An 18,982-nucleotide genomic window follows, 5' to 3' on the forward strand; every position below is an offset into this window, starting at 1 on the left:
TCCCCCACCTCGCCCAGGGGGACCTCCTTGCCCTCCTCGTCCACCACCTTGGCCTCCACCCCGGGGAAGGGTAGGCCCACGCTACCCAGTTTCCGTGGGCCGTGGAGGGGGTTGCAGTGGGTTACCGGGCTGGCCTCGGTGAGGCCGTAGCCTTCCACCAGCTTGGCCCCGGTGAGCCTTTCAAAGCGCTCGGCCACCTCCACCGGCAGGGGAGCCGAGCCCGAGATGCAGGCCCGCACGCTTTTCAGGTTCCGCCCTTCAATCCCCGGGAAGTTGTTGAAGGCCACGTAGAGGGTGGGCACGCCGGGAAAAAGGGTGACCCGGTGCTTCTCTATGGCCTCCACGATGGGCTTGAGTTCAGGCCGAGGCAGAAGGACCAGCTTGGCTGCGCCCAAAAGGGCCAGGTTCATGGCCACGGTCATGCCGTAGACGTGGAAGAAGGGGATGGCGCCCAGCACCACCTCCTTTCCCTCCTGGAAATCGGGGATCCAGGAGCGGACCTGAAGGGCGTTGCTGGAGAGGTTTCGGTGGGTGAGCATGGCGCCCTTGGCCACCCCGGTGGTGCCCCCGGTGTACTGCAAGAGGGCAAGGTCGTCCAAGTCCAGGGGTATAGGCCGGGGCTGGCCTGGCTTGAGAAAGGTCCGCCAGGGGATGCCCTCCAGGTCCTTGGGAGCCTGACCCTTCCGCTTCAGGGCAAGGGGATAGAGGAGGTTCTTGGGGAAGGGCAGGTAGTCTTGGATACCTGTGCGCACCAGAATCTCCACCGGGGCCTCCGCCTTCACCTCCTGGTAACGGGGGAGGAGGAGGTCCAGGATCACCAGGGCCTTGGCCCCCGAGTCCAGGAGCTGGTGCCGTAGCTCCCGGGGGGTGTACATGGGGTTGGTGTTCACCGCCACCCCCCCGGCCAAAAGGGTGCCGTAGAAGGCGATGACGAACTGGGGGGAGTTGGGCAGCATGATGGCCACCCGGTCCCCAGGCTTCAGGCCCGCCTCCTGCAGGCCTTTGGCGAAGGCCTCCACCTCTTGCCAAAGGCCTCGGTAGCTAAGACTTCGCCCCAGGAACTCCAAGGCCACCTTCTGGGGGTAGCGGCGGGCGTTTTCCTTTAGGAGTTCGGTGAGCAGCCAGGGCCTGGGGGCCTCTTTGGGGACCCCGGGATCGTAGTGGGTGTACCAAGGATGCATGGCACCTCCTTGAACCGGGTCAAAGTTTACCCTCCAGGGATCCTGGGGGCAAGGGTCTTACGCCCGGAAGTACCGGTAGGGAGGTCCTTCGCGCCTCACGTGCCCCTCGAGGCGCAGGTACTCCAAGTGGGCCAGGGTCTCGGCGAAGGCGAAGCGCCGGCCAGGGGCGTCCAGCTCCTGGGGGAAGAGGTTGAGGGAAAGCTCCCAGGCGGTCTTGGGTGTGTCCAGGAGGGTGGCTAGCGCCTCCAGGCGCTCCTGGTGGTGGGCCCTTAGTTCCTGGACCCGTTTCCGCACCTGGGGGATGGGGCCGAAATGCCCGGCGTAGGCCACCTGCACCGGGAGCTCCTCCAGGCGGTCTAGGGAGGCCAGGAAGTCCTTCAGGGGATTCTCCCGGGTGTAGGCCCATAGGCCCACGTTGGGGGAGACCCGCTCCAAGAGGGCATCCCCCGCCAGCAAGACCCCCTCTTCCTCCAGGAAGAAGGCCACGTGTCCGTCCGCGTGGCCGGGGGTCCAGACCACCCTAAGCCTCCTGCCGGCCACTTCCAGCAGGTCCCCATCCCTCAGGGACAGGGGGTTTTGCGGAGGATGGACCCGCTCCCGGGTCTTGGCCATGGTCTCCTGGATGCCGCAAAGGGCCTCCTCCGGGGTGCCGTGGTCCAGGAAAAGCCGCCAGCTTTGCTCCGCAAAGGCCTCGGGCTGGAGCCAGAAGAGGTGGCCCCGGCCTAGCTCCTCCTCGTGCAAATGGACCCGGGCCCCAAGCCCCTCAAAAAAGCCCGCCAGCCCGTAGTGGTCCGGGTGGTGGTGGGTGAGGAGGACGGTCTTGACATCGGGAAAACAAAGGCCCAGCTCCGCCAGGCTTAGCTCCAGGGTCCCCCGGGCGGTCTTGGTGCCCAAGGCGGTGTCCAGAAGGGCTACTTCCCCGTTGCCCTTGAAGAGGTAGAGGTTCACCGTCTTTAGGGGGTAGGGGATGGGCACGGGGATCTGGTAAAGCCCAGGGAGAAGCTCTTTCATAGGAGCTTCCCCAAGAGGAGCAAGGCGGCCAAGAAGGGGTCGGGTTCCTCGAGGTGCCAGGGGAAGAGGTAGCCACCTTGGCCATCCCCCCGGACCTCTTTCCCTTCCAGGGCCTCCTCGAGGGCCTTCAGGACCTCCTCTGGAGGGAGAACCTCCCCCCCGGGAAGGACGGCAGCCAGGCGGTCCGCATCCCCATCCAGGGCCAGGCCCACCGCCGGGGGTTCCACGGCTCTCATGAGGGCGAGGAGGGTAGGGAGGTTGTCCGGCTTGGGGTCGGGGTCCACCCCGTAGAAGAGGGGGTGGGGGAGGGGGTGAAGCTCGCGAAGCTCCGCCTCCAGGCCCAAAAGCTTAAAGACCCCCGGCATAAGGCCACCCCCGGCACCCCCTAGGGTGTCCAGGTAAACCACACCCTTCTTCCCCTTGGCCCCCTGGCCGGCGTTCCCTGCCAGGTGCTCCAGGTAGGCTTTCTTCCGGTCCAGGAGCTGGAAGCTCCCCCGGGCCTCAAGGGCCTTTTCCGGGAGGGGGACCTCCTGGCCGGAGAGGGGTTTCCCCGGCCCGAGGCGGAGCTTCACCCCTTGGTAGCGGGCGGGCTTGCGGCTTGCGGTGAGGTAGAACCCAGCCGCCTCCATCTCCTTTAGGGCGAAGCCGAAAAGGGGCAAAGGGGAAGGCCCTTTTAGGAGATACGTCTCCAAGCCAAGGCCCGCCAGCACCCCTGCCGCTTCCTCGGCCATCTCCTTGGCCAGGAAACGGGTGTCGTGGGCCACCACCACCTGGTCTATCCCCTCCGCCCTGGCCCGCTCCCCAAACCCCGCGGCCAGCCTGGCCACCTGGGCGAAGGTGAAGCCCTTAGCCATCTCTCCCAAAAACCCATCCTGCGTGGGGTAGAGCTCCATGCCTAAGAGTCTACCCCGTGGTAGACTCGGCCCGTGGACGCCCCTTTGACCCAGCCCTCGGAAGAGGCGCTCCTCTCCTCCCTGAACGAGGCCCAACGCCAGGCGGTCTTGCACTTTGAGGGGCCAGCTTTGGTGGTGGCGGGGGCGGGAAGCGGCAAGACCCGCACCGTGGTCCACCGGGTGGCCTACCTCATGGCCAAGCGGGGGGTGTACCCCTCGGAGATCCTGGCGGTCACCTTCACCAACAAGGCCGCCGAGGAGATGAAGGAGCGCCTTAGGCGCATGGTGAAAGGAGCGGGAGAGCTTTGGGTTTCCACCTTCCACTCCGCGGCCTTGCGCATCCTTAGGGTTTATGGGGAAAGGGTGGGGCTTAGGCCGGGTTTTGTGGTCTACGATGAGGACGACCAGACCGCCCTCCTCAAGGAGGTGCTAAAGGAGCTGGGCCTTGCCGCCCGTCCCGGGCCCATCAAGGGCCTTCTGGACCGGGCCAAGAACCGGGGGGAGGCACCCGAGTCCCTCCTTTCCGAGCTTCCCGACTACTACGCCGGGCTTAGCCGGGGAAGGCTTTTGGATGTGCTTAAGCGCTACGAGGAGGCCCTAAGGGCCCAGGGGGCCTTGGACTTTGGGGACATCCTCCTCCATGCCCTGCGCCTTCTGGAGGAGGACCAGGAGGTCTTGAAGCGGGTGAGGAAGCGGGCCCGGTTCATCCACGTGGACGAGTACCAGGACACCAACCCTGTGCAGTACCGCTTCACCAAGCTTTTGGCGGGGGAGGAGGCCAACCTCATGGCCGTGGGGGACCCGGACCAGGGGATCTACTCCTTCCGCGCCGCCGACATCAAGAACATCCTGGACTTTACCCGGGACTTCCCCGGGGCCAAGGTGTACCGCCTCGAGGAAAACTACCGCTCCACCGAGGCCATCCTGCGCTTTGCCAACGCCCTCATCGTCCATAACGCCCTCCGCCTGGAAAAGACCCTGAGGCCGGTGAAGCCGGGGGGGGAGCCCGTGCGCCTCTATAGGGCTAAGGACGCCCGGGACGAGGCCCGCTTCGTGGCCGAGGAGATCGGGCGCCTGGGGCCCCCCTTGGACCGGGTGGCGGTGCTCTACCGCACCAACGCCCAAAGCCGCCTCCTGGAGCAGGCCCTGGCCTCCCGGGGGATCCCGGCCCGGGTGGTGGGCGGGGTGGGGTTCTTTGAGCGGGCGGAGGTGAAGGACCTCCTGGCCTACGCCCGCCTGAGCCTAAACCCCCTGGACGGGGTAAGCCTGAAGCGGGTCCTGAACACCCCCCCGAGGGGCATCGGCCCGGCCACGGTGGAGAAGGTGGAGGCCCTGGCCAGGGAAAGGGGCCTTCCCCTCTTTGCGGCGTTGAAGGTGGCGGCGGAAAGCCTTTCCCGTCCCCTTCCCCTGCGCCACTTCCTGGCCCTTATGGAGGAGCTTCAGGAGCTGGCCTTTGGCCCTGCGGAAGGGTTTTTCCGCCACCTCCTCGAGGCCACCGACTACCCCGCCTACCTTAAGGAGGCCTACCCCGAGGACTACGAGGACCGGCTGGAGAACGTGGAGGAGCTCTTAAGGGCCGCCAAGGAGGCGGAGGGGCTTATGGAGTTCCTGGACAGGGTGGCCCTTACCGCCCGGGCCGAGGAGCCTGGGGAGCCTGGGGGTAAGGTGGCCCTCATGACCCTGCACAACGCCAAGGGCCTGGAGTTCCCCGTGGTCTTCGTGGTGGGGGTGGAGGAGGGGCTGTTGCCCCACCGTTCCTCCTGGAACACCTCAGAAGGTGTGGAGGAGGAAAGGCGCCTCTTCTACGTGGGGGTGACCCGGGCCCAGGAGAGGCTTTACCTCTCCTATGCCGAGGAAAGGGAGGTCTACGGGCGCCTGGAGCCCAGCCGGCCAAGCCGCTTCCTGGAGGAGGTGGATGGGGGGCTGTATGAGGAATACGACCCCTACCCTACCCCCTCCAGGACGCCCCCGCTCCACCGGCCCAAGCCTGGGGCCTTCAAGGGCGGGGAAAGGGTAGTCCACCCCCGCTTCGGCCCGGGCACGGTGGTGGCGGCCATGGGGGATGAGGTGACCGTGCACTTTGAAGGGGTGGGCCTGAAGCGGCTTTCCCTAAAGTACGCGGACCTAAGGCCCCTGGGGTGAGGCCATGCGGCCCGAGTACCACAAAACCCGCCCTTTGGCCTTTCTCTACCGGGCTCCTTCCCCCCTTTTTGACCGCTTGGCGGCGGAGGTGGCCACGGCCCGGCTTCCCCTTTTCCCCTATCCGGTAGAGGCCCAAGACCCCTGGGCCTTGCTGTCCTGCCTGGGGCCCTTGGGCCTGGCGGGGGCGGTCTTGGCGGAGGCTATGCCCCCGCCCGAGAAACCTCCCCTGAGCCTCTTCCTGGAGCCCGAGGCCAAGGAAGCGAGGCTGGTGGACCTTTTGCTGCCCCGGGTGGGGGGGGTCGCGGGGCAGTATACGGAAGGCTTGGCCCTGGAACGGCTTCTTTCCACCCACTTCCCCGGGGCCAAGGGGCTTTGGCTGGGGCCCTTACGGCCCTCCTTGGCCCCTTTTCTCAGGCCCTTGGCCCAGGTTTCCGTGGTGGCCGGAAGCTTCGCCGAGGGGGATCGCTTCCTTTCCCGCCTGCCGGAAAGGGCCCGGGGGCATGTGGCCCTAAGGCCGGAGGAGGTGAGGGCCCTTTCCCTAAAGGTGGACGTGATCCTCTATGCCGGCGGGCGGCTCAGCCTGGAGGTCCTCCAGCCCTTTCACGCCCTTCTGGCCCTGGCCCCGGTGGAGAGGGGATTCTGGGAGAGGGTGCAGGTAGTCTATCCCCCGGAGGACCTCCTGGTCTTTAGGGTGAGGGGGGTCCTCGAGGCGCTCGGCTATCCCCTTTGACGGGCCTCTCGGGCCAGAAGCCCCATGCTAAGGGCGATCAGGATGAAGGCCATCAGGGCTTGCAAGGGGATGGGGAACTGGGGTATGTACTCCACGTTGCAGGGTACCGGGGGCTTGCAGGCCAGGGTGAAGAGGTCGGGGAAGCGCTGCTCCAGGAGGTGCAGGGTGCTAAACCCGGCTCCCACCAGGGAAAGGGCCAGGCTATAGGGCCAGACAGCGAGGTCCTGCCGCCAAAGGGCGAGGCCCAGGAGGACGGCCTGGGGGTACATGAAGATCCTTTGGTACCAGCAGAGCTCGCAGGGCAAAAAAAGCCGCACCTCGGAGTAGTAAAGGCTTCCCAAGGTGGCCACCAAGGCCACCACCCAGGCGAAGGCGAGCAGGAGAAGGCCGCGGTTCATGGGGAGAGCATACCGTCAACTCCCTGCGGCGCCTAGGAGATGGCCTCCTCTCAGGTGGCGCCTTCCTGCAGGTAGGCGGGCTTGGGGAAGGAGATTTTCACCGGTTGGCGGAAAGTGGCGTGGCTCAGGATGAGTTCACCTTTTTGTAGACGGGATATGTTGGCTTTGATGGCGGGGTCTAGGAACCGATAGACGGGAGAGGAAAGTTCGGCCGAGCCGCTTCGCCCCAGGACCAAGGTAGAGGCGTTTCCCGCTACCCGCTCGTGCACCGCGCTCATGAACTGCTCTGCACCAAACAGGACCACGCCCAAGGACCGGCCCCGTTCGGCTATGTCCAGGACCTGCTCCAGGATCGGCGACTCTTTCTCCCGAGCCGGGGCGTATTTGTTGAGCTCGTCTACAAAAATAATAACCTTTTCCGGCAAGTCTTCGCGCTCGCTACCCTCCTCCGCGTAAAGGTTATAGACGGTGCGCAGGATGTCGCCAAAGACAAGGGTCTGTTCATCGTCTGCCAGGCGGGCGATGTCCACCACAATGGTCTCCCCACCCCGGATCTTGGCTATTTCCTCACTAAGGTTTTTGACGTGCCTGGATCGGTGGGGGACGAAAATCCCCGTTTGCCGGGTTTGGACGATGCGACGGAGTAACCGCCGGAACCGGGCCACGGATTGGGCGCGCACATCTCCTACTGGCTGGGCTTGCCCGTCTTTAACCAAAGGCTCGCCGTTGATTGAGCAGGGATTGCCAGTCGTGTACGCCTTTCCACTTGCCTGAGGGGCCCCATTGCCCTGTTTTGGGATCGGAAAGGCCTTGGGTTATCTCCCCGATGAGGGCGCCCACGGTGTCCCAGGGGTCAGGGATGTTGGAGAGGAGGAGGTCCAGCTTGTTGTAGGTATCCTGCAAGGAGTAGGCGTATATAAACAGGTTGCGCTCGGGGATACGGAAGCTATTGGGCCGGCCAGTGGTAGGTGTGTCCTTACCGTGGGGGAGCAAGTAGCGCACGTTTTGGAAGGGTTTGGGGGTAAGACCAAGCTTCTCCCAAAGCTCGTGCTGTTCAGGCTCGAGGCCCCTTGGGGGAGGCTGGTCTATGGAAAGCAGGTCCCCGTGTTTGACGTTAAGGATTATCACCCCAATCCGGTCCCGGTTCTCCACCTTTTGCAGGATGGATTGTATGAGGAAAATGGCGTAAGAAGTCTTCGTGGCTAGACCCGAGATACCGCTTATGTTCACGTGCGCGCCTTCAGGCCCTAGGATGTAGCGGCTGTCCAGGTAAACCACCGCCTGGGTACCGTTGGACATCCTGATGAGTCCGGCGGGAACCTGGTAACGCTCGGGTACCTGGTCTATGCCCAAAGCCGCATGTATCCCCGCCTCGTCGGCGAAGCGCACCGGACGGTCGTTCATCACCGGCATGTAGATATCCCGGTCGTTGGAGAGTACGGCCACACGGGCAACCGTGGTGCCCTGGCGGACGGTGTTAGGCTCTGTGGATACCTGCCCAAAGTCATTGGAGATGAAGTTGGAAAGGTGGCTGGGGGCGTCGGTGCTGTGTTCGAGGGTGGTCACTATCCCAAAGGTGCGGCTTTTCCCCCCCTCTGGGGCTACCTGCTCGGCCTCCACGATATCGAAGGGGTTGACAATAACCTCCGGTGCCAGCCAGAAGTGGAACTCATCCGAGGAGTTCGGTTGGTTGGCAGTGGCTGAGGAAAGGCCTATCACGGGTCGCTCAGCGGGTTCAGGCATGACTTACCTCCATTTCAAAAACTGCTGTACTACCTCCCGGGAGACCAGGCTCTCCTTTATGGCCCTTTCTGCCAAGAAAATGGGATAGAGATGCGCATGCCAGCGGCGGTCTTGACCATGGGGGGTAACGCTCCTTTCCGCCACCAGGGCGCAGGATAGGAGGTCGATGAGCTCTGAAGGCACCGCTTCTTGGGAGGGGTTGACCAGCTCAGCTTTGACCACGCCCATCAGGGGGTAGTCCACCTGGGTTTGCTCCCGAAGGCGCACGTACCAGAAGACCAGTTTCCCTTGCCGGGCGCTAAAGGCGGCCGTGCGATGATAGGGCTTTAGGTCGGCAAGGAGCTTGTAGATGGACCGACGCTCGGCCCCTGGCCCACGACCGAATACAAATAGGGGATCTTTACGAAAGTTCTTGGCTACCCCCAAGACGGGTTTGATTACACCGCTTTGCTCTAAATCTTTGAAGGTCGGTTGGAACTGAAGGGAACCATCCACCACCAGCCACTGGCTCAACTGCAGCTTAGGCAGAATCTGTCTAATAAGTTCTGCTTCTAGGTTGTGCATTTCAAACCGGACTTTGCCCGCGGCCTTGTTGCGGAGGTCGAAGTCGGACAGTACACCAGACACGATGTCCCGTTCCTCCAAATCCACGAGCGTTAAACCCGCCATCCGAGCGGCGTTTTCCAACTTGTTCCACAGTTCAGGGGAGAGGCGCTTTTTACCTGCAAGGAGTAGGTTCCGTATTTTTAAATCTTCCCGCCGCACCGAGCCATCATCCTTGCGGTGGAGGACACAGGCTCCTATTTGGGCAAAGTGGATGGGGGATTCCCGTTCGTGTTCCAGGAGGGTGCCGAGGAAGAAGGAGCGAAAGGAGCCATCCAAAAAGTATCGGAAGAGATGCCTCTTGTGTCGGGGAAGAGGTAGGGTGGGTCGGTAGAGGGCAGGCCGGGTTCCGTCCTGGCTTTTCTCAAAGATGGTGTCGAAGACACGCTCCTCTTCGTTGAGGGCTTGATCCTCTCGCTCCTCAAAATCGGGCCGCTCGAGGTCCTCTACCGCTCCCCCTACGGCGGAGAGCACTTCTACCTCTTTGGCTAGATTTCCCAGGACTTCCCGTAGGTTCCTTAGGGGCGTCATACGCTCGCCTCTGTGGCCACACCCGAAAGCTCCCGGAGGCTTTCTTGGATGCTCTTGAGTTCCTCCGGGGTCAAGTTCCAAAGCTTGCGGGCTTCCTCATCGATCTGGGCCTCGAGATCCCTCACCCTTTTCTCATCCCCCGCCTTGGCCGCCTCGTGCGCCGCCTCCGATAACTCCGAAAGCCGCCGATGCACCGGGTTGGAGGGGTCGTAGCGCGGGATGCGTATGTAGTCCATGAGGTGTGGCGCAAACTGTGTTTGTATCGAGTATCCCTGGGCAACGAATCGAACTAAGGCACTGTTGAGTAACGCGCAAATAAAGTACGCTTCGGGAGCGTCCCTGCATGAGACTAACACCAACTTGTGGTCAGGCACAACCGGTTTGTTATTCCAGCGCCCCACCACACTCGCAGTCAACTCCGACGCCACTTCTCGCCAAACGACTTTCCAGTCGGCAAAAGTGTAATCACCCACATTGAAGATAGAATAAAACGGCCCGGCTTCCACGACAGCTCCACTGCTGCCCTTGCGAACAAAGTATCGCCGAAAGATTGCACTACTTCGCAAGACTTGCTCAAACCGCTTGAGGTAGCCGTAGGTGCGCGGGTAATGGGTTTGCATTTCTTTTTCGTCAATGCCACGTCGCTTAACCGGGTCCTGAACCATCAGGATGAGCGCCGAGGGTTCAGCCCGCCAGCGCTGGACGTCCCGCCCGCGCAGGAGCGGATAGAGCAGGTCGGGCTCGATGGCTTCGGTTACCTCCTCCACCTTGACCTTGGCTCCCTCGGTCAGGTTGCGTACTACCACGAGTCCATCAGGGCGTTCCAGGACTATCTCCACCCAGTAAACTGAGTTAACACTTGCTGTAACACCCTTGCGGGCTTTATAGTCTGAGGGGCCAAATATCTTCCTCACCGCACGCAACGCCTTCGGGCGTGCGGTAAGCCAGGGGGAGGTGGGGTCGTTGGGGTCCACGGGCTCGGCCTGAAAGTTGAGCCGGTGCGTAGCAGAGAGCACCTCTTCGAAGGTGCTCTCGTAGGTGAAGCGGGCGCCCTTTTTCTTGCGCCAGACGGTGTAGGGCACGGGGTAGCGGGTGGGTTTCCCCTTCTCCAGCACCATCACCGCTGTGCGGTTGGAGGCACCTTCGAAGGGGTTGAGGTCCACCATATCGTCCACGTGCACCATGCGGAGGGGGATGTTGCCGCCATTGCCCGTGGGGATGCTCAGCCGGCGGAAGCCGGCCCCGGCTCCCGCAGTCTTGAAGAGCGACTGCGTGATGACAAAGCCGAGTTTCCCGCCTTTCCTAAGTAGCCTGTCCATCACTGTGTACGTCATTAACATTGAGATGTCCTTTTTCCCTTTGCCCAGAATCGTGTCCATCCCGCTGTGGGGAAAGAGACCATAGCGTTCCCAGATTGGTTTGATTGCCTGGCGGTAGCCATCAGGCAGGTGCTCCCAGTTGATCCACGGCGGGTTGCCGATGATGTAGTCAAACTGTCCCACGGTGAGGGGAGCAAAGTTGTTCTTAAGAAGGCGTGCCCAAAGGCCATTTAGGCCCTTTCGGTGGAGGTCCAAGAGGCGTTCATAAAGGTCTTTAGTTAGCTTTTGGGCATCTTCATCCCATTCTTTGGCCTCGAGGCCCAGCTCCTTGCGGGTTCTTTCCAGGAAGACCTCAGCATTCACTTCAGACCGTACACTCTCTTCCAAAATCTCGCAAAAGCGGTCGAAGCGTTTTGGAGCGGCCACCAGCACCGTCGGCACCCGGAATTCCCCCACGGCAGTGGGGAAGAGGTAAACTCCCCTGTTGATTAGGTCTTGCCCCTCGGCAGGCGTGCGCACGGAGTCAGCCAGGTAGATGGGAATGGCAATATCCCCTTGGCGGTACTGGAGAAGATCGGCGATGGCCAGGACGTAGTTCACCCGTGCTGTGAGCACGGCCAGGGGGTTGAGATCGAAACCCACCACGTTCGTGAGTATCGCCTCTAAAAGCACGTTTTCCGGGACCATGAGCAACCGCCCAAGTTCCAGCATCCTTCCTATGACGAGGATGGGGAAAGTGCCGGAGCCACAAGCGGGGTCCAGAAAACGGGTGTGCAGGAGTTTTTGGCGCATCCCCTCGTCGTTGGGGGAAGGGGTTGCGCCAAAAAAGCGGTTGTCCAGCTGCACCAAAAGGCGCCACGCTAGCCAGTCCGGCGTGTAGTACTCTCCCAAGTTGTGGCGGATTTCCCGAGGCAAAAGGTAGTGGTAAAGCTTCTTAAAGAGGTCCCGGGTTTCCTCCGGAAGGAGGGAGAGGGTGGTGGGGTCGTACTCGTTTAGGCGTTCGATGAGGGTGCGAAGGGCCTGCTCCATCTTTTCATTCCAGGCGTGGAGGTACCAAGCGAAGAAGTCGCCCTCCAAAAGGTTGAGGATGCCGTATTGCCGGAAAATGCCTCCGGATTCCATTTCCCCCAGCCTTTTCCGAAGGGTTTCCCCATCCGTTACGGCCAGATCTGAAAACTGGGGTGCCCCTAGTTTAACCCCCATGTGGCGGGAAAGGGCCAACCAAGCAAGTAGCTTGGCCAGCAGAGCAAAATACGTGTGTAAGACGAAGAAGAAGCGCTCAGCTTCTTCGGAAGTTTGGATGGTTAGGCCTGCTTTGCGCACCCATTTTTTGAGGGGCTCCAGTTTGCGCCCACCGAAAGCCTCAGAGTAATCGATGGCTTCGCTGAAAAAGATTCGCCATTGCTCAAAGAGTTGACGGACCAGACCTGGTTCCGCCAAAGCCTTTTCCAAGGCTTGATAGAGCCCTCGCAGGATGTTCTGGGTGCGCAGCTGCTCTATGCTGAAGTCCCGATTTAGGTTTTCCGAGGTCAGGGCGATGCCCGAGGCCAGGCCCGCAAGCCAAGTGAGGAGGCGCCGAAGCGAGTGGAGATTAACCTCTACGGGGGGTTCTTCCACCCATCTTTCCCCCATGTGGCGCACGAAGATGAGATAGTGACCGTCAAAGGCCACACCCGCTAAGCGCTCCTTGGCATGACGTTCCTTTTGGGCGATGCCGGCGAGGTAATCCTTGACCTGTTGTACCGCATGCCGGGTGGCGGCATCCGGTCTGGGCTTAAGAACGCCAGGGCGTTCGTACTCGATGACCAGCCGGTTGAAGACGGCATCCGCCCGTCCTTGCGCCAGGGTGTACTCCTGGCGGATTAGGGGCTGGAGGCCGATCTCTTTTAAGAAGCTTTCAAAAATAGGCTCTACCACACGGCGAAACTCGGCCTCGTTGGGGTCTTGGCCTTGAATCCGGTTTATGCTCTCAGCGAGCTTAGACGCGTACCTGTCGATGATATCTTCCCTATCATGAGGGCTCATTTGCCCGCATTATAGGTTGGCAGTTGTGGGGAAATCAAACAGGCTAGGGGATGGGTGGCCCTAGATGGGCTTGGCCTACGTCTCCAATAGCGCCTCCACAAAGGCCTCCGCGTCAAAGGGCTGGAGGTCGTCAGGGCCTTCCCCCACCCCGATGAACTTGATGGGCACCCTTAGGGTGCGCACGATGGGGATGAGGACCCCGCCCTTGGCGGTGCCGTCCAGCTTGGTGACGATCACCCCGGTGAGCCCCACCGCCTCGTGGAAGCGCTTGGCCTGTTCCAGGCCGTTTTGCCCGGTGACGGCGTCCAGCACCAGCCAAACCTCTTTGGGCTCCCCGGGGTCTGCCTTGGCGATGGCCCGCTTCACCTTTTTTAGCTCCTCCATGAGGTTGTGTTTGGTGTGGAGGCGGCCTGCGGTGTCCACCAGGAGGAGATCGTAACCCCGGGCCTTGCGGGCGCTGGCGGCATCAAAGGCCAAGGCGGCGGGGTCGGCGCCTTCCGGCCCTTGGATCACGGGGATGTCCAGGCGTTTCCCCCATTCGGAAAGCTGAGCCCCCCCGGCGGCGCGGAAGGTGTCCCCGGCACAGAACATGACCTTCTTGCCCAGGTTTCGGTAGTAGCGGCCCAGCTTGGCGATGGTGGTGGTCTTGCCCACCCCGTTCACCCCCACCATGAGGACCACGTGCCCCTGGGGTTCTATGGGCTTGGGGTTTTGCGGCCGGAAGCCGAGTTTCCTTAGGGTGGCCCGGCGCTCGTCCGGCTCCAGCATCTGCACGAGCTTCTCCTTGACCGCCTCCTTCAGGTCCTTCCGCCCCGAGGCCTTCACCTCGGCGAGGAGCTCTTCGGTGGCCTCGAGGCCCACATCGGCGGCCAGGAGGGCCATCTCCAGCTCCTCCAAGACCTCTTCGGGACTTCCCCCCCAGGGGATGGCCTTGAGGAGGGTTTCCCGGGTTTTGGCCAGTCCGGCCTTTAGTCGGTCAAAAAAGCCCATGGATTCCTTTGGCGCCGGTTTTTAGGCCTAACGGAAGCTCACCCCCAAGGCGAACTGCCAGACCTTGGGGAAGTCGGCGAAGCCATAAACGTAGGTGGCCTCCAGGAAAAGGCCCGTGAAGGGGTCCAGAAGCCCCTCCAACCCCCCGGTAAAGCTCACCCCAGCGGTAAGGCTTGGCCCCACCACCGCGCTGAGCCCCCCGCCGAAGTAGGGGAGGAGGCCTGCCAAGGTGGGGTCGTACTGGCCTAGGTCGGGCTTGAAATGGAGGGCGGCCTCGAGGGCCACCCCTGGGGGTTCCGGAGCCAGCATGGCGGCAAGCCGGCCCGAGAGGTTCTGCCTCAGGCGATTTTCCAGCCCGGCTCCAAAGGTCAGGCCCAGACCTTCCCCGTAGCCAAAGCGCATCTGGATGGCCGTTTGGGCGTAGGCTAGGCCAAGGAGGGCGGCAAGGAGGAGAAAAGCCCGCTTCATGGCCCTCAGTATACCCCTAGGGCCCGTTCCAGGCGGGAAAGTACCCGCTCCTTGCCCAATAGGGCCATGATCTCAAAAAGCCCCGGGGTTTCCAGGCTTCCCGTGAGGGCCGCCCTTAAGGGCTGGGCCACCTGGCCAAGCTTGAGGCCTTTTTCCTGGGCCAAGCCCCGGAGAAGGGCGTCCAAGGCGGCCTCGCTCCAGTCCTCCTGGGCCCTTAGCCGGGCCTCCACCTCCTTTAGGATGGGAAGGCCTTCCCGCAGCTTCTCCAGGGCTTTGTCCGCAAAGGGGTAGTCCTCGCTGAAGAGGTACGGGGCCTTTTGCGGAAGTTCCTTCAAGGTGTCAAACCGGGGACGCATGAGCTCCACCGCCCGCCTTAAATAGGCCTCGTCCGGCCAAGACAGCCCCGCTTCTCTCAGGAAGGGCTTCACCCTTTCCGCCACCTCCTCCAGGGGGAGGACCTCGCGGATGTACTTGCCGTTGAGCCAGCGCAGCTTCTCCAGGTCAAAGACCGGGCCCCCCAGGGAAACCCGCTCCCAGGTGAAGGCCTGGATGAGCTCCTCCAGGGTGAAGATCTCCCGCCCATCGGGCATGGAGAAGCCCATGAGGGCCAGGTAGTTGCGTAGGGCCTCGGGCAAAAAGCCTTCGGCCCGGTACCACTCCAAGGAGGTGTGGCTTTTCCGCTTGCTGATCTTGGTCTTGTCCGGATTCCTCAGGAGGGGCATGTGGTAGAACTTGGGTACCTCCCAGCCAAAGGCCTGGTAGAGGAGGACGTGGATGGGCGTGGAAACCAGCCACTCCTCAGCCCGGATCACGTCCGTCACCCCCATGAGGTGGTCGTCCACCACGTTGGCCAGGTGGTAGGTGGGGTAGCCGTCGGACTTGAGGAGGACCACGTCAGGGATCTCCCCGTTGTCGTAGACCACCACCCCCCTAAGTTCGTCCTTCACCTCCGTGGTGCCGGGCCTGGGCACCTTAAGGCGGATCACGTGGGGCTCGCCCCTTTTGGCCCGTTCCTCCGCTTCCTCAGGAGGGATGTTCCGGGCGCGGCCGTCGTAGCCCCCCTTCTCCTTGCGGATCCTTTCCAACTCCTCGGGGGTTTCAAAGGCCCGGTAGGCCCATCCCCGCCTTAGGAGCTCCTCGGCGTGTTCCCGGTAAAGGGGAAGCCTTTCCGACTGGCGATAGGGCCCGTGGGGCCCGCCGATGTCGGGGCCTTCGTCGTAGGGGATGCCAAGCCACTTTAGGGCGGCCAGGATGCGTTCCTCCGCCCCCGGCACATAGCGGGTGCGGTCGGTGTCCTCTATGCGCACCAGGAAACGGCCCCCGTTTTTCTTAGCCCACACGTAGTTGAAAAGGGCGATATACGCTGTCCCCACATGGGGGTCCCCCGTGGGGCTTGGGGCGATGCGGGTCACCACCATACCTCGCCCATTATCTCACCCAGGGCTAAAGGTTGGGCCTTACCCTGGGAGGTAATGGACGGGGAGCTTTTGGCCAAGGGGTTGCGCAAGCGCTACGGCCCCAGGGAGGTGGTGCGGGGGGTGGACCTGAGCCTCAAGCGGGGGGAGATCGTGGCCCTCTTCGGCCCCAACGGGGCGGGGAAGACCACCACCTTCTACATGGTGGTGGGGTTTATCCGGCCTACTGCGGGGAGCATTTTTCTGAAAGGGCAGGAGGTGGGCCGCCTCCCCATGTACCGCCGGGCCCGGCTGGGCCTGGGGTATCTCCCCCAGGAGCCCTCCGCCTTTCGGCGCATGACCGTTTTGGAAAACCTCCTGGCCGTTTTGGAGTTCCAGCCCCTTTCCCGCAAGGAGCAGCTGGAGAAGGCCAAGGCCCTTTTGGAGGAGCTTTCCATCTATCACCTCAAGGACCAGATGGCCTACGCCCTTTCCGGGGGGGAAAGAAGGCGGCTGGAGATGGCCAGAGCCCTTTGTACCGACCCAGACTTCATCCTTCTGGACGAACCCTTCACCGGAGTGGACCCGAAAAACGTGAAGGAGATCCAAAAGGTCATCGCTGAACTTCGGGAGAGGCGGGGGGTGGGGGTGTTCATCACCGATCACGCGGTGCGGGAGACCCTGGCCATCACCGACCGGGTCTATGTGATGTACGATGGCCAGATCCTCTTCCACGGCGACCCCGAGACCTTTGCCCGGGACCAGGGGGTGAGGAGGCACTACCTGGGGGAAGACTACGAGCTTTAGGCCATGACCTTCTGGGCCCTTCTCTTTCTGATCCTTTTCCTGGCGGCCCTTGTGGCCTACCTGGGGGACAAGGTGGCCAAGTGGGCGGGGAAGCGCCACTACCGCCTCTTTGGCCTAAGGCCCCGGCAGACGGCCACCCTGGTGGCGGTCCTCACGGGGGTGGGGATCGCCCTAATCAGCTACCTGGGGTTTCTCCTGGTGTTCCGGGAGGCTAGGGAGGTGATCCTCGAGGCCCAGGCCATCCGCGCCGAGCGGGACCAGCTTAGAAGGGAGCAGCAGGTCCTTTTGCAGGCCAAGGCGGCCATGGAGGCCGAGGCCAGCAGGGCCTTGGCGGAACTCAACGCCCTGAGGGAGGAAAGGAGAACCCTGGTCCAGGCCCTGGAGCAGGCGGGAGTGGTGAGGAGCCGCCTGGAGGAGGAGGCCAAGGCCCTGGCCTCCCAGGTCCAGGCCCTGGAGGGGGAAAGGGAGACCCTCCTTAAGGAGCGGGCGGCCCTACTGGCGGAGCGCCAGGCCCTGGCCCAGCTTCTGGAGGAAAGAAACCAAGAGCTGGCCAAGAAGACGGCGGAGCTTACGGAGAAGGCTCGGGAGCTCAAAGCCTTGGAGCAGCGCTTGACCGTCCTCCAGGAGGCGGCCAAGCGGGCGGAGGCGGAAAAAGCCCGTTTCACCGAGGAAAAGAGGCGTTTGCAGGGGGATGTGCTGCAGGCCCTCGCCCGCTTGGAGGAAACCCGGCGGGAGCGCCAGGCCCTGGCCCAGGAGGCCGAGGCTCTTAAGGCCAGCCTGGCCAAGGCCCGGGAGGAGCTTCGCCAGACGGAAGAACGGGTGCGGAGCCTTCTGGTGCAGGCCGAGGTGCTTCAGGGAGAACGGGGCCAGCTTTCCCAAAGCCTCGTCCGCCTGAGCCAAGGCCTTTACCTGGGGGAGGTGCGCCTGGGGGCGGAGGAGGGGAGGGAGGCCCTGGAGCGGGTGGCGGAGCGGCGGGCCCGGCTACAGGGTTTCCGGGGCGTGGAGCTTGTGGGAGAGGCCACGGGCCCAGGCCTGGCGGTGCTGGAGGGAGCTGGGTACCAGGAGGGGAGGCTTCTGGTGCGGGTGCGCTTCTATCCGGAGCGCCGGGCCTTTGTCCAGGGGGAGGTGCTGGCGGCCCGCACCTTCCGCCTATCCACCCCGGCCCGGGATCAGGAGGTCCTGGAGGCCCTGGGGGAGGCCGTGAGGAAAAGGCTCTTGGAGGCGGGTTTTCCCCCAGAGTACGCCACCTTTCCCTCACCGGAGGAGCTGGCCCGGGGGCTTAACCTCCTTCAGGGAAGGAGGGGAGTGGTGCGGGTGGGGGTGGTGGCGGCCAAGGAGGCGTGGACCACGGAAAAGCCTCTGCTTTCCTTCCAGCTCCTAGGCGGGCCGCCGGGCCCGGAGGTACCGGTCCCGACCCGCCAGGTCCCGTAGCACCTCCACATCTACCCATCCCTTGGCCTTAAGTTCCTCAGCCAGGAGGTGGACGTTTTCCGGGGCCAGTTCCAGGAGGAGAAACCCGCCCGGCTTGAGGGCCTGCCAGGCCTCCTGGGCCAGGGGCTGGGCCACATCCAGCCCCTGCCTTCCCGCATAGAGGGCCAGGGGGCTTTCCCAGGCCAGTTCCCGGGGAGCTTGGGCCCGGTAGGCCTCGGGCAGGTAGGGGGGGTTGGAGACCAGGAGGTCCAGATCCTTCAACCCACCGGTGAGGGGAGCCTGGAGGAAGGCCACCTGCAGGCCCAGCCTGTGGGCGTTCTCCCGGGCTAAGGCCAGGGCCTCGGGATCGGTGTCCGTGGCCCACACCTGGGCCTCCGGAAGGTGTTTTTTTAGGGCAAGGGCGATGGCCCCGGTACCCGTGCCCACGTCCAGGATGCGGGGGGCATGGGGCAAGGGGAGGCTTAGGGCCAGCTCCACCAGGCCTTCCGTTTCCGGGCGGGGGATGAGGACCCCTTGGGCCACCTTGAGGGGCAGGCCAAAAAACTCCACCTCCCCTAGAAGGTACTGCAGGGGATAGCCCGCAAGGCGCCTTTCCAAGAGGGTCAGGGCTTTTTCTTCCGTACCTGGGGGTGGGGCTTGGGAGAGATGGAGGAGAAGCTCCTTGCGGGAAAGGCCCGAGGCCAAGGCCAACAGGTCCAGGGCCTCCCCTTCGGGAAGCCCTGCGGTCCTAAGCCTCTCCTGGAGTTCCCGCAGGAGCCTGACCACGGGGGTAGACCACCACGTGCCGCTCCTCTCCCTCCCCTTGGCTTTCCGTGGTCACCTGGGGGTGGTTTTTGAGGAGCATGTGCACGATGCGGCGCTCGGAGGGGCGCATGGGGGGAAGGTGCAAGGGCTCCTGGGTCATGGCCACGGTGAGGGCCGCCTCCTCGGCGATCTTGCGGATCTTTTCCTCCTGGCGCTTGCGGTAGCCGGCGGCGTCCAGGACTACCCGGTAGGCCCCGCCGAAATGCTTGGCCAGCACCACCCCGGCCAGGTACTCCACCGCCTTCAGGGTGCGCCCCTCCTTGCCGATGAAGCGCCCCAGGTCCCCGCCCTTGACCTCAGCCTTGAGGACGTTGCCTTCCTGGCGGACCTCCACGTAATGGGCGGGGTCCAGCCGCAGGAGAAGCCCCACCAGGAAGTTTTCCAGCACCTCCTTGGGCCCTTTTTCTGCAGGCTCCTTGCCTGCCTCCTTTAGCTCCACCTCCACCGGGGCTTCCTCCAGCACCCCCAGGTCGGAGAGGAGGTCGTCAATGCTCTTTTTCTTCTCGTCCATG

At 63.2% G+C, this 18,982-nt stretch carries 17 protein-coding genes; 4 read left to right on the plus strand and 13 right to left on the minus strand.

What is annotated here, in order from left to right; all coding sequences use genetic code 11:
- The 3 genes from L0D16_RS03320 to L0D16_RS03330 form a co-directional block, all read right to left on the minus strand.
- Nucleotides 1–1,181, minus strand: a 1,181-nt coding sequence (locus tag L0D16_RS03320; protein WP_243030036.1) for an AMP-binding protein, incomplete at its 3' end; no start/stop codon positions are given.
- Between the two features lie 57 nt (nucleotides 1,182–1,238).
- On the minus strand, nucleotides 1,239–2,192 hold the full coding sequence (locus tag L0D16_RS03325) for an MBL fold metallo-hydrolase (RefSeq protein WP_243030037.1): 954 nt from the start codon (nucleotides 2,190–2,192) through the stop codon (nucleotides 1,239–1,241).
- Nucleotides 2,189–3,085 carry a phosphohexomutase domain-containing protein gene (locus tag L0D16_RS03330; RefSeq protein WP_243030038.1) on the minus strand — a complete coding sequence of 299 codons (897 nt, stop codon included), beginning with the start codon at nucleotides 3,083–3,085 and terminating at the stop codon, nucleotides 2,189–2,191. Before L0D16_RS03330 ends, L0D16_RS03325 begins: the two co-directional genes overlap by 4 nt.
- Before the next feature lie 33 nt (nucleotides 3,086–3,118).
- On the opposite strand from L0D16_RS03330, the gene L0D16_RS03335 reads away from it, so the two are divergent.
- Nucleotides 3,119–5,227 carry an ATP-dependent helicase gene (locus L0D16_RS03335; RefSeq protein ID WP_243030039.1) on the plus strand — a complete coding sequence of 703 codons (2,109 nt, stop codon included), beginning with the start codon at nucleotides 3,119–3,121 and terminating at the stop codon, nucleotides 5,225–5,227.
- 4 nt (nucleotides 5,228–5,231) lie between these two features.
- Nucleotides 5,232–5,957 carry a hypothetical protein gene (locus L0D16_RS03340; protein WP_243030040.1) on the plus strand — a complete coding sequence of 242 codons (726 nt, stop codon included), beginning with the start codon at nucleotides 5,232–5,234 and terminating at the stop codon, nucleotides 5,955–5,957.
- Here L0D16_RS03340 and L0D16_RS03345 read toward each other — a convergent pair.
- The 8 genes from L0D16_RS03345 to gltX form a co-directional block, all read right to left on the minus strand.
- The gene (locus tag L0D16_RS03345) at nucleotides 5,945–6,355 is read right to left on the minus strand and encodes a disulfide bond formation protein B (RefSeq protein ID WP_243030041.1); all 411 of its coding nucleotides are present in this window, start codon (nucleotides 6,353–6,355) and stop codon (nucleotides 5,945–5,947) included. The genes L0D16_RS03340 and L0D16_RS03345 overlap by 13 nt on opposite strands.
- Nucleotides 6,356–6,405: 50 nt before the next feature.
- The gene (locus L0D16_RS12375) at nucleotides 6,406–7,035 is read right to left on the minus strand and encodes an ATP-binding protein (protein ID WP_279231147.1); all 630 of its coding nucleotides are present in this window, start codon (nucleotides 7,033–7,035) and stop codon (nucleotides 6,406–6,408) included.
- 28 nt (nucleotides 7,036–7,063) lie between these two features.
- Nucleotides 7,064–7,921: a hypothetical protein gene (locus tag L0D16_RS12380; protein ID WP_279231148.1), complete on the minus strand. Its 858-nt coding sequence runs from the start codon at nucleotides 7,919–7,921 to the stop codon at nucleotides 7,064–7,066.
- A gap of 180 nt (nucleotides 7,922–8,101) precedes the next feature.
- Nucleotides 8,102–9,232: a hypothetical protein gene (locus L0D16_RS03355; RefSeq protein ID WP_243030042.1), complete on the minus strand. Its 1,131-nt coding sequence runs from the start codon at nucleotides 9,230–9,232 to the stop codon at nucleotides 8,102–8,104.
- Entirely contained in the window at nucleotides 9,229–12,576 is a 3,348-nt protein-coding gene (locus tag L0D16_RS03360; RefSeq protein ID WP_243030043.1) for an Eco57I restriction-modification methylase domain-containing protein, read from the minus strand. The genes L0D16_RS03355 and L0D16_RS03360 overlap by 4 nt, the downstream gene beginning before the upstream one ends.
- Nucleotides 12,577–12,651: 75 nt before the next feature.
- Nucleotides 12,652–13,566, minus strand: a complete 915-nt coding sequence (gene ftsY / locus L0D16_RS03365) for a signal recognition particle-docking protein FtsY (RefSeq protein WP_243030044.1) — start codon at nucleotides 13,564–13,566, stop codon at nucleotides 12,652–12,654.
- A gap of 27 nt (nucleotides 13,567–13,593) precedes the next feature.
- Complete coding sequence (locus tag L0D16_RS03370) at nucleotides 13,594–14,034, minus strand: hypothetical protein (RefSeq protein ID WP_243030045.1); 441 nt, start codon at nucleotides 14,032–14,034, stop codon at nucleotides 13,594–13,596.
- Between the two features lie 5 nt (nucleotides 14,035–14,039).
- Nucleotides 14,040–15,452: a glutamate--tRNA ligase gene (gltX, locus tag L0D16_RS03375; RefSeq protein WP_243030046.1), complete on the minus strand. Its 1,413-nt coding sequence runs from the start codon at nucleotides 15,450–15,452 to the stop codon at nucleotides 14,040–14,042.
- 54 nt (nucleotides 15,453–15,506) lie between these two features.
- Between gltX and lptB the strand changes: the two genes are divergently transcribed.
- The gene (gene lptB / locus L0D16_RS03380) at nucleotides 15,507–16,235 is read left to right on the plus strand and encodes an LPS export ABC transporter ATP-binding protein (protein ID WP_243030047.1); all 729 of its coding nucleotides are present in this window, start codon (nucleotides 15,507–15,509) and stop codon (nucleotides 16,233–16,235) included.
- A gap of 3 nt (nucleotides 16,236–16,238) precedes the next feature.
- Complete coding sequence (locus L0D16_RS03385) at nucleotides 16,239–17,666, plus strand: DUF3084 domain-containing protein (RefSeq protein WP_243030048.1); 1,428 nt, start codon at nucleotides 16,239–16,241, stop codon at nucleotides 17,664–17,666.
- On the opposite strand, the gene prmC is transcribed toward L0D16_RS03385, so the two are convergent.
- Together prmC and L0D16_RS03395 are read right to left on the minus strand one after the other, a co-directional pair.
- Nucleotides 17,613–18,431: a peptide chain release factor N(5)-glutamine methyltransferase gene (prmC, locus tag L0D16_RS03390; protein ID WP_243030049.1), complete on the minus strand. Its 819-nt coding sequence runs from the start codon at nucleotides 18,429–18,431 to the stop codon at nucleotides 17,613–17,615. The genes L0D16_RS03385 and prmC overlap by 54 nt on opposite strands.
- Nucleotides 18,394–18,981, minus strand: coding sequence for a Jag family protein (locus L0D16_RS03395; RefSeq protein ID WP_243030050.1), 588 nt, complete (start codon nucleotides 18,979–18,981; stop codon nucleotides 18,394–18,396). Before L0D16_RS03395 ends, prmC begins: the two co-directional genes overlap by 38 nt.
- Between the last annotated feature and the right edge of the window lies 1 nt (nucleotide 18,982).

This window comes from Thermus altitudinis (assembly GCF_022760835.1).
Taxonomy (GTDB): Bacteria; Deinococcota; Deinococci; order Deinococcales; family Thermaceae; genus Thermus; species Thermus altitudinis.

Bases quoted from the DNA above. Each gene is read 5' to 3' on its own strand.
- L0D16_RS03345 (WP_243030041.1), bottom strand. From the start codon at position 6,355: ATGAACCGCGGCCTTCTCCTGCTCGCCTTCGCCTGGGTGGTGGCCTTG.
- L0D16_RS03325 (WP_243030037.1), bottom strand. From the start codon at position 2,192: ATGAAAGAGCTTCTCCCTGGGCTTTACCAGATCCCCGTGCCCATCCCC.
- gltX (WP_243030046.1), bottom strand. From the start codon at position 15,452: ATGGTGGTGACCCGCATCGCCCCAAGCCCCACGGGGGACCCCCATGTG.
- lptB (WP_243030047.1), top strand. From the start codon at position 15,507: ATGGACGGGGAGCTTTTGGCCAAGGGGTTGCGCAAGCGCTACGGCCCC.
- ftsY (WP_243030044.1), bottom strand. From the start codon at position 13,566: ATGGGCTTTTTTGACCGACTAAAGGCCGGACTGGCCAAAACCCGGGAA.
- L0D16_RS03355 (WP_243030042.1), bottom strand. From the start codon at position 9,232: ATGACGCCCCTAAGGAACCTACGGGAAGTCCTGGGAAATCTAGCCAAA.
- L0D16_RS03395 (WP_243030050.1), bottom strand. From the start codon at position 18,981: ATGGACGAGAAGAAAAAGAGCATTGACGACCTCCTCTCCGACCTGGGG.
- L0D16_RS03385 (WP_243030048.1), top strand. From the start codon at position 16,239: ATGACCTTCTGGGCCCTTCTCTTTCTGATCCTTTTCCTGGCGGCCCTT.
- L0D16_RS03330 (WP_243030038.1), bottom strand. From the start codon at position 3,085: ATGGAGCTCTACCCCACGCAGGATGGGTTTTTGGGAGAGATGGCTAAG.
- L0D16_RS03370 (WP_243030045.1), bottom strand. From the start codon at position 14,034: ATGAAGCGGGCTTTTCTCCTCCTTGCCGCCCTCCTTGGCCTAGCCTAC.
- L0D16_RS03360 (WP_243030043.1), bottom strand. From the start codon at position 12,576: ATGAGCCCTCATGATAGGGAAGATATCATCGACAGGTACGCGTCTAAG.
- L0D16_RS03340 (WP_243030040.1), top strand. From the start codon at position 5,232: ATGCGGCCCGAGTACCACAAAACCCGCCCTTTGGCCTTTCTCTACCGG.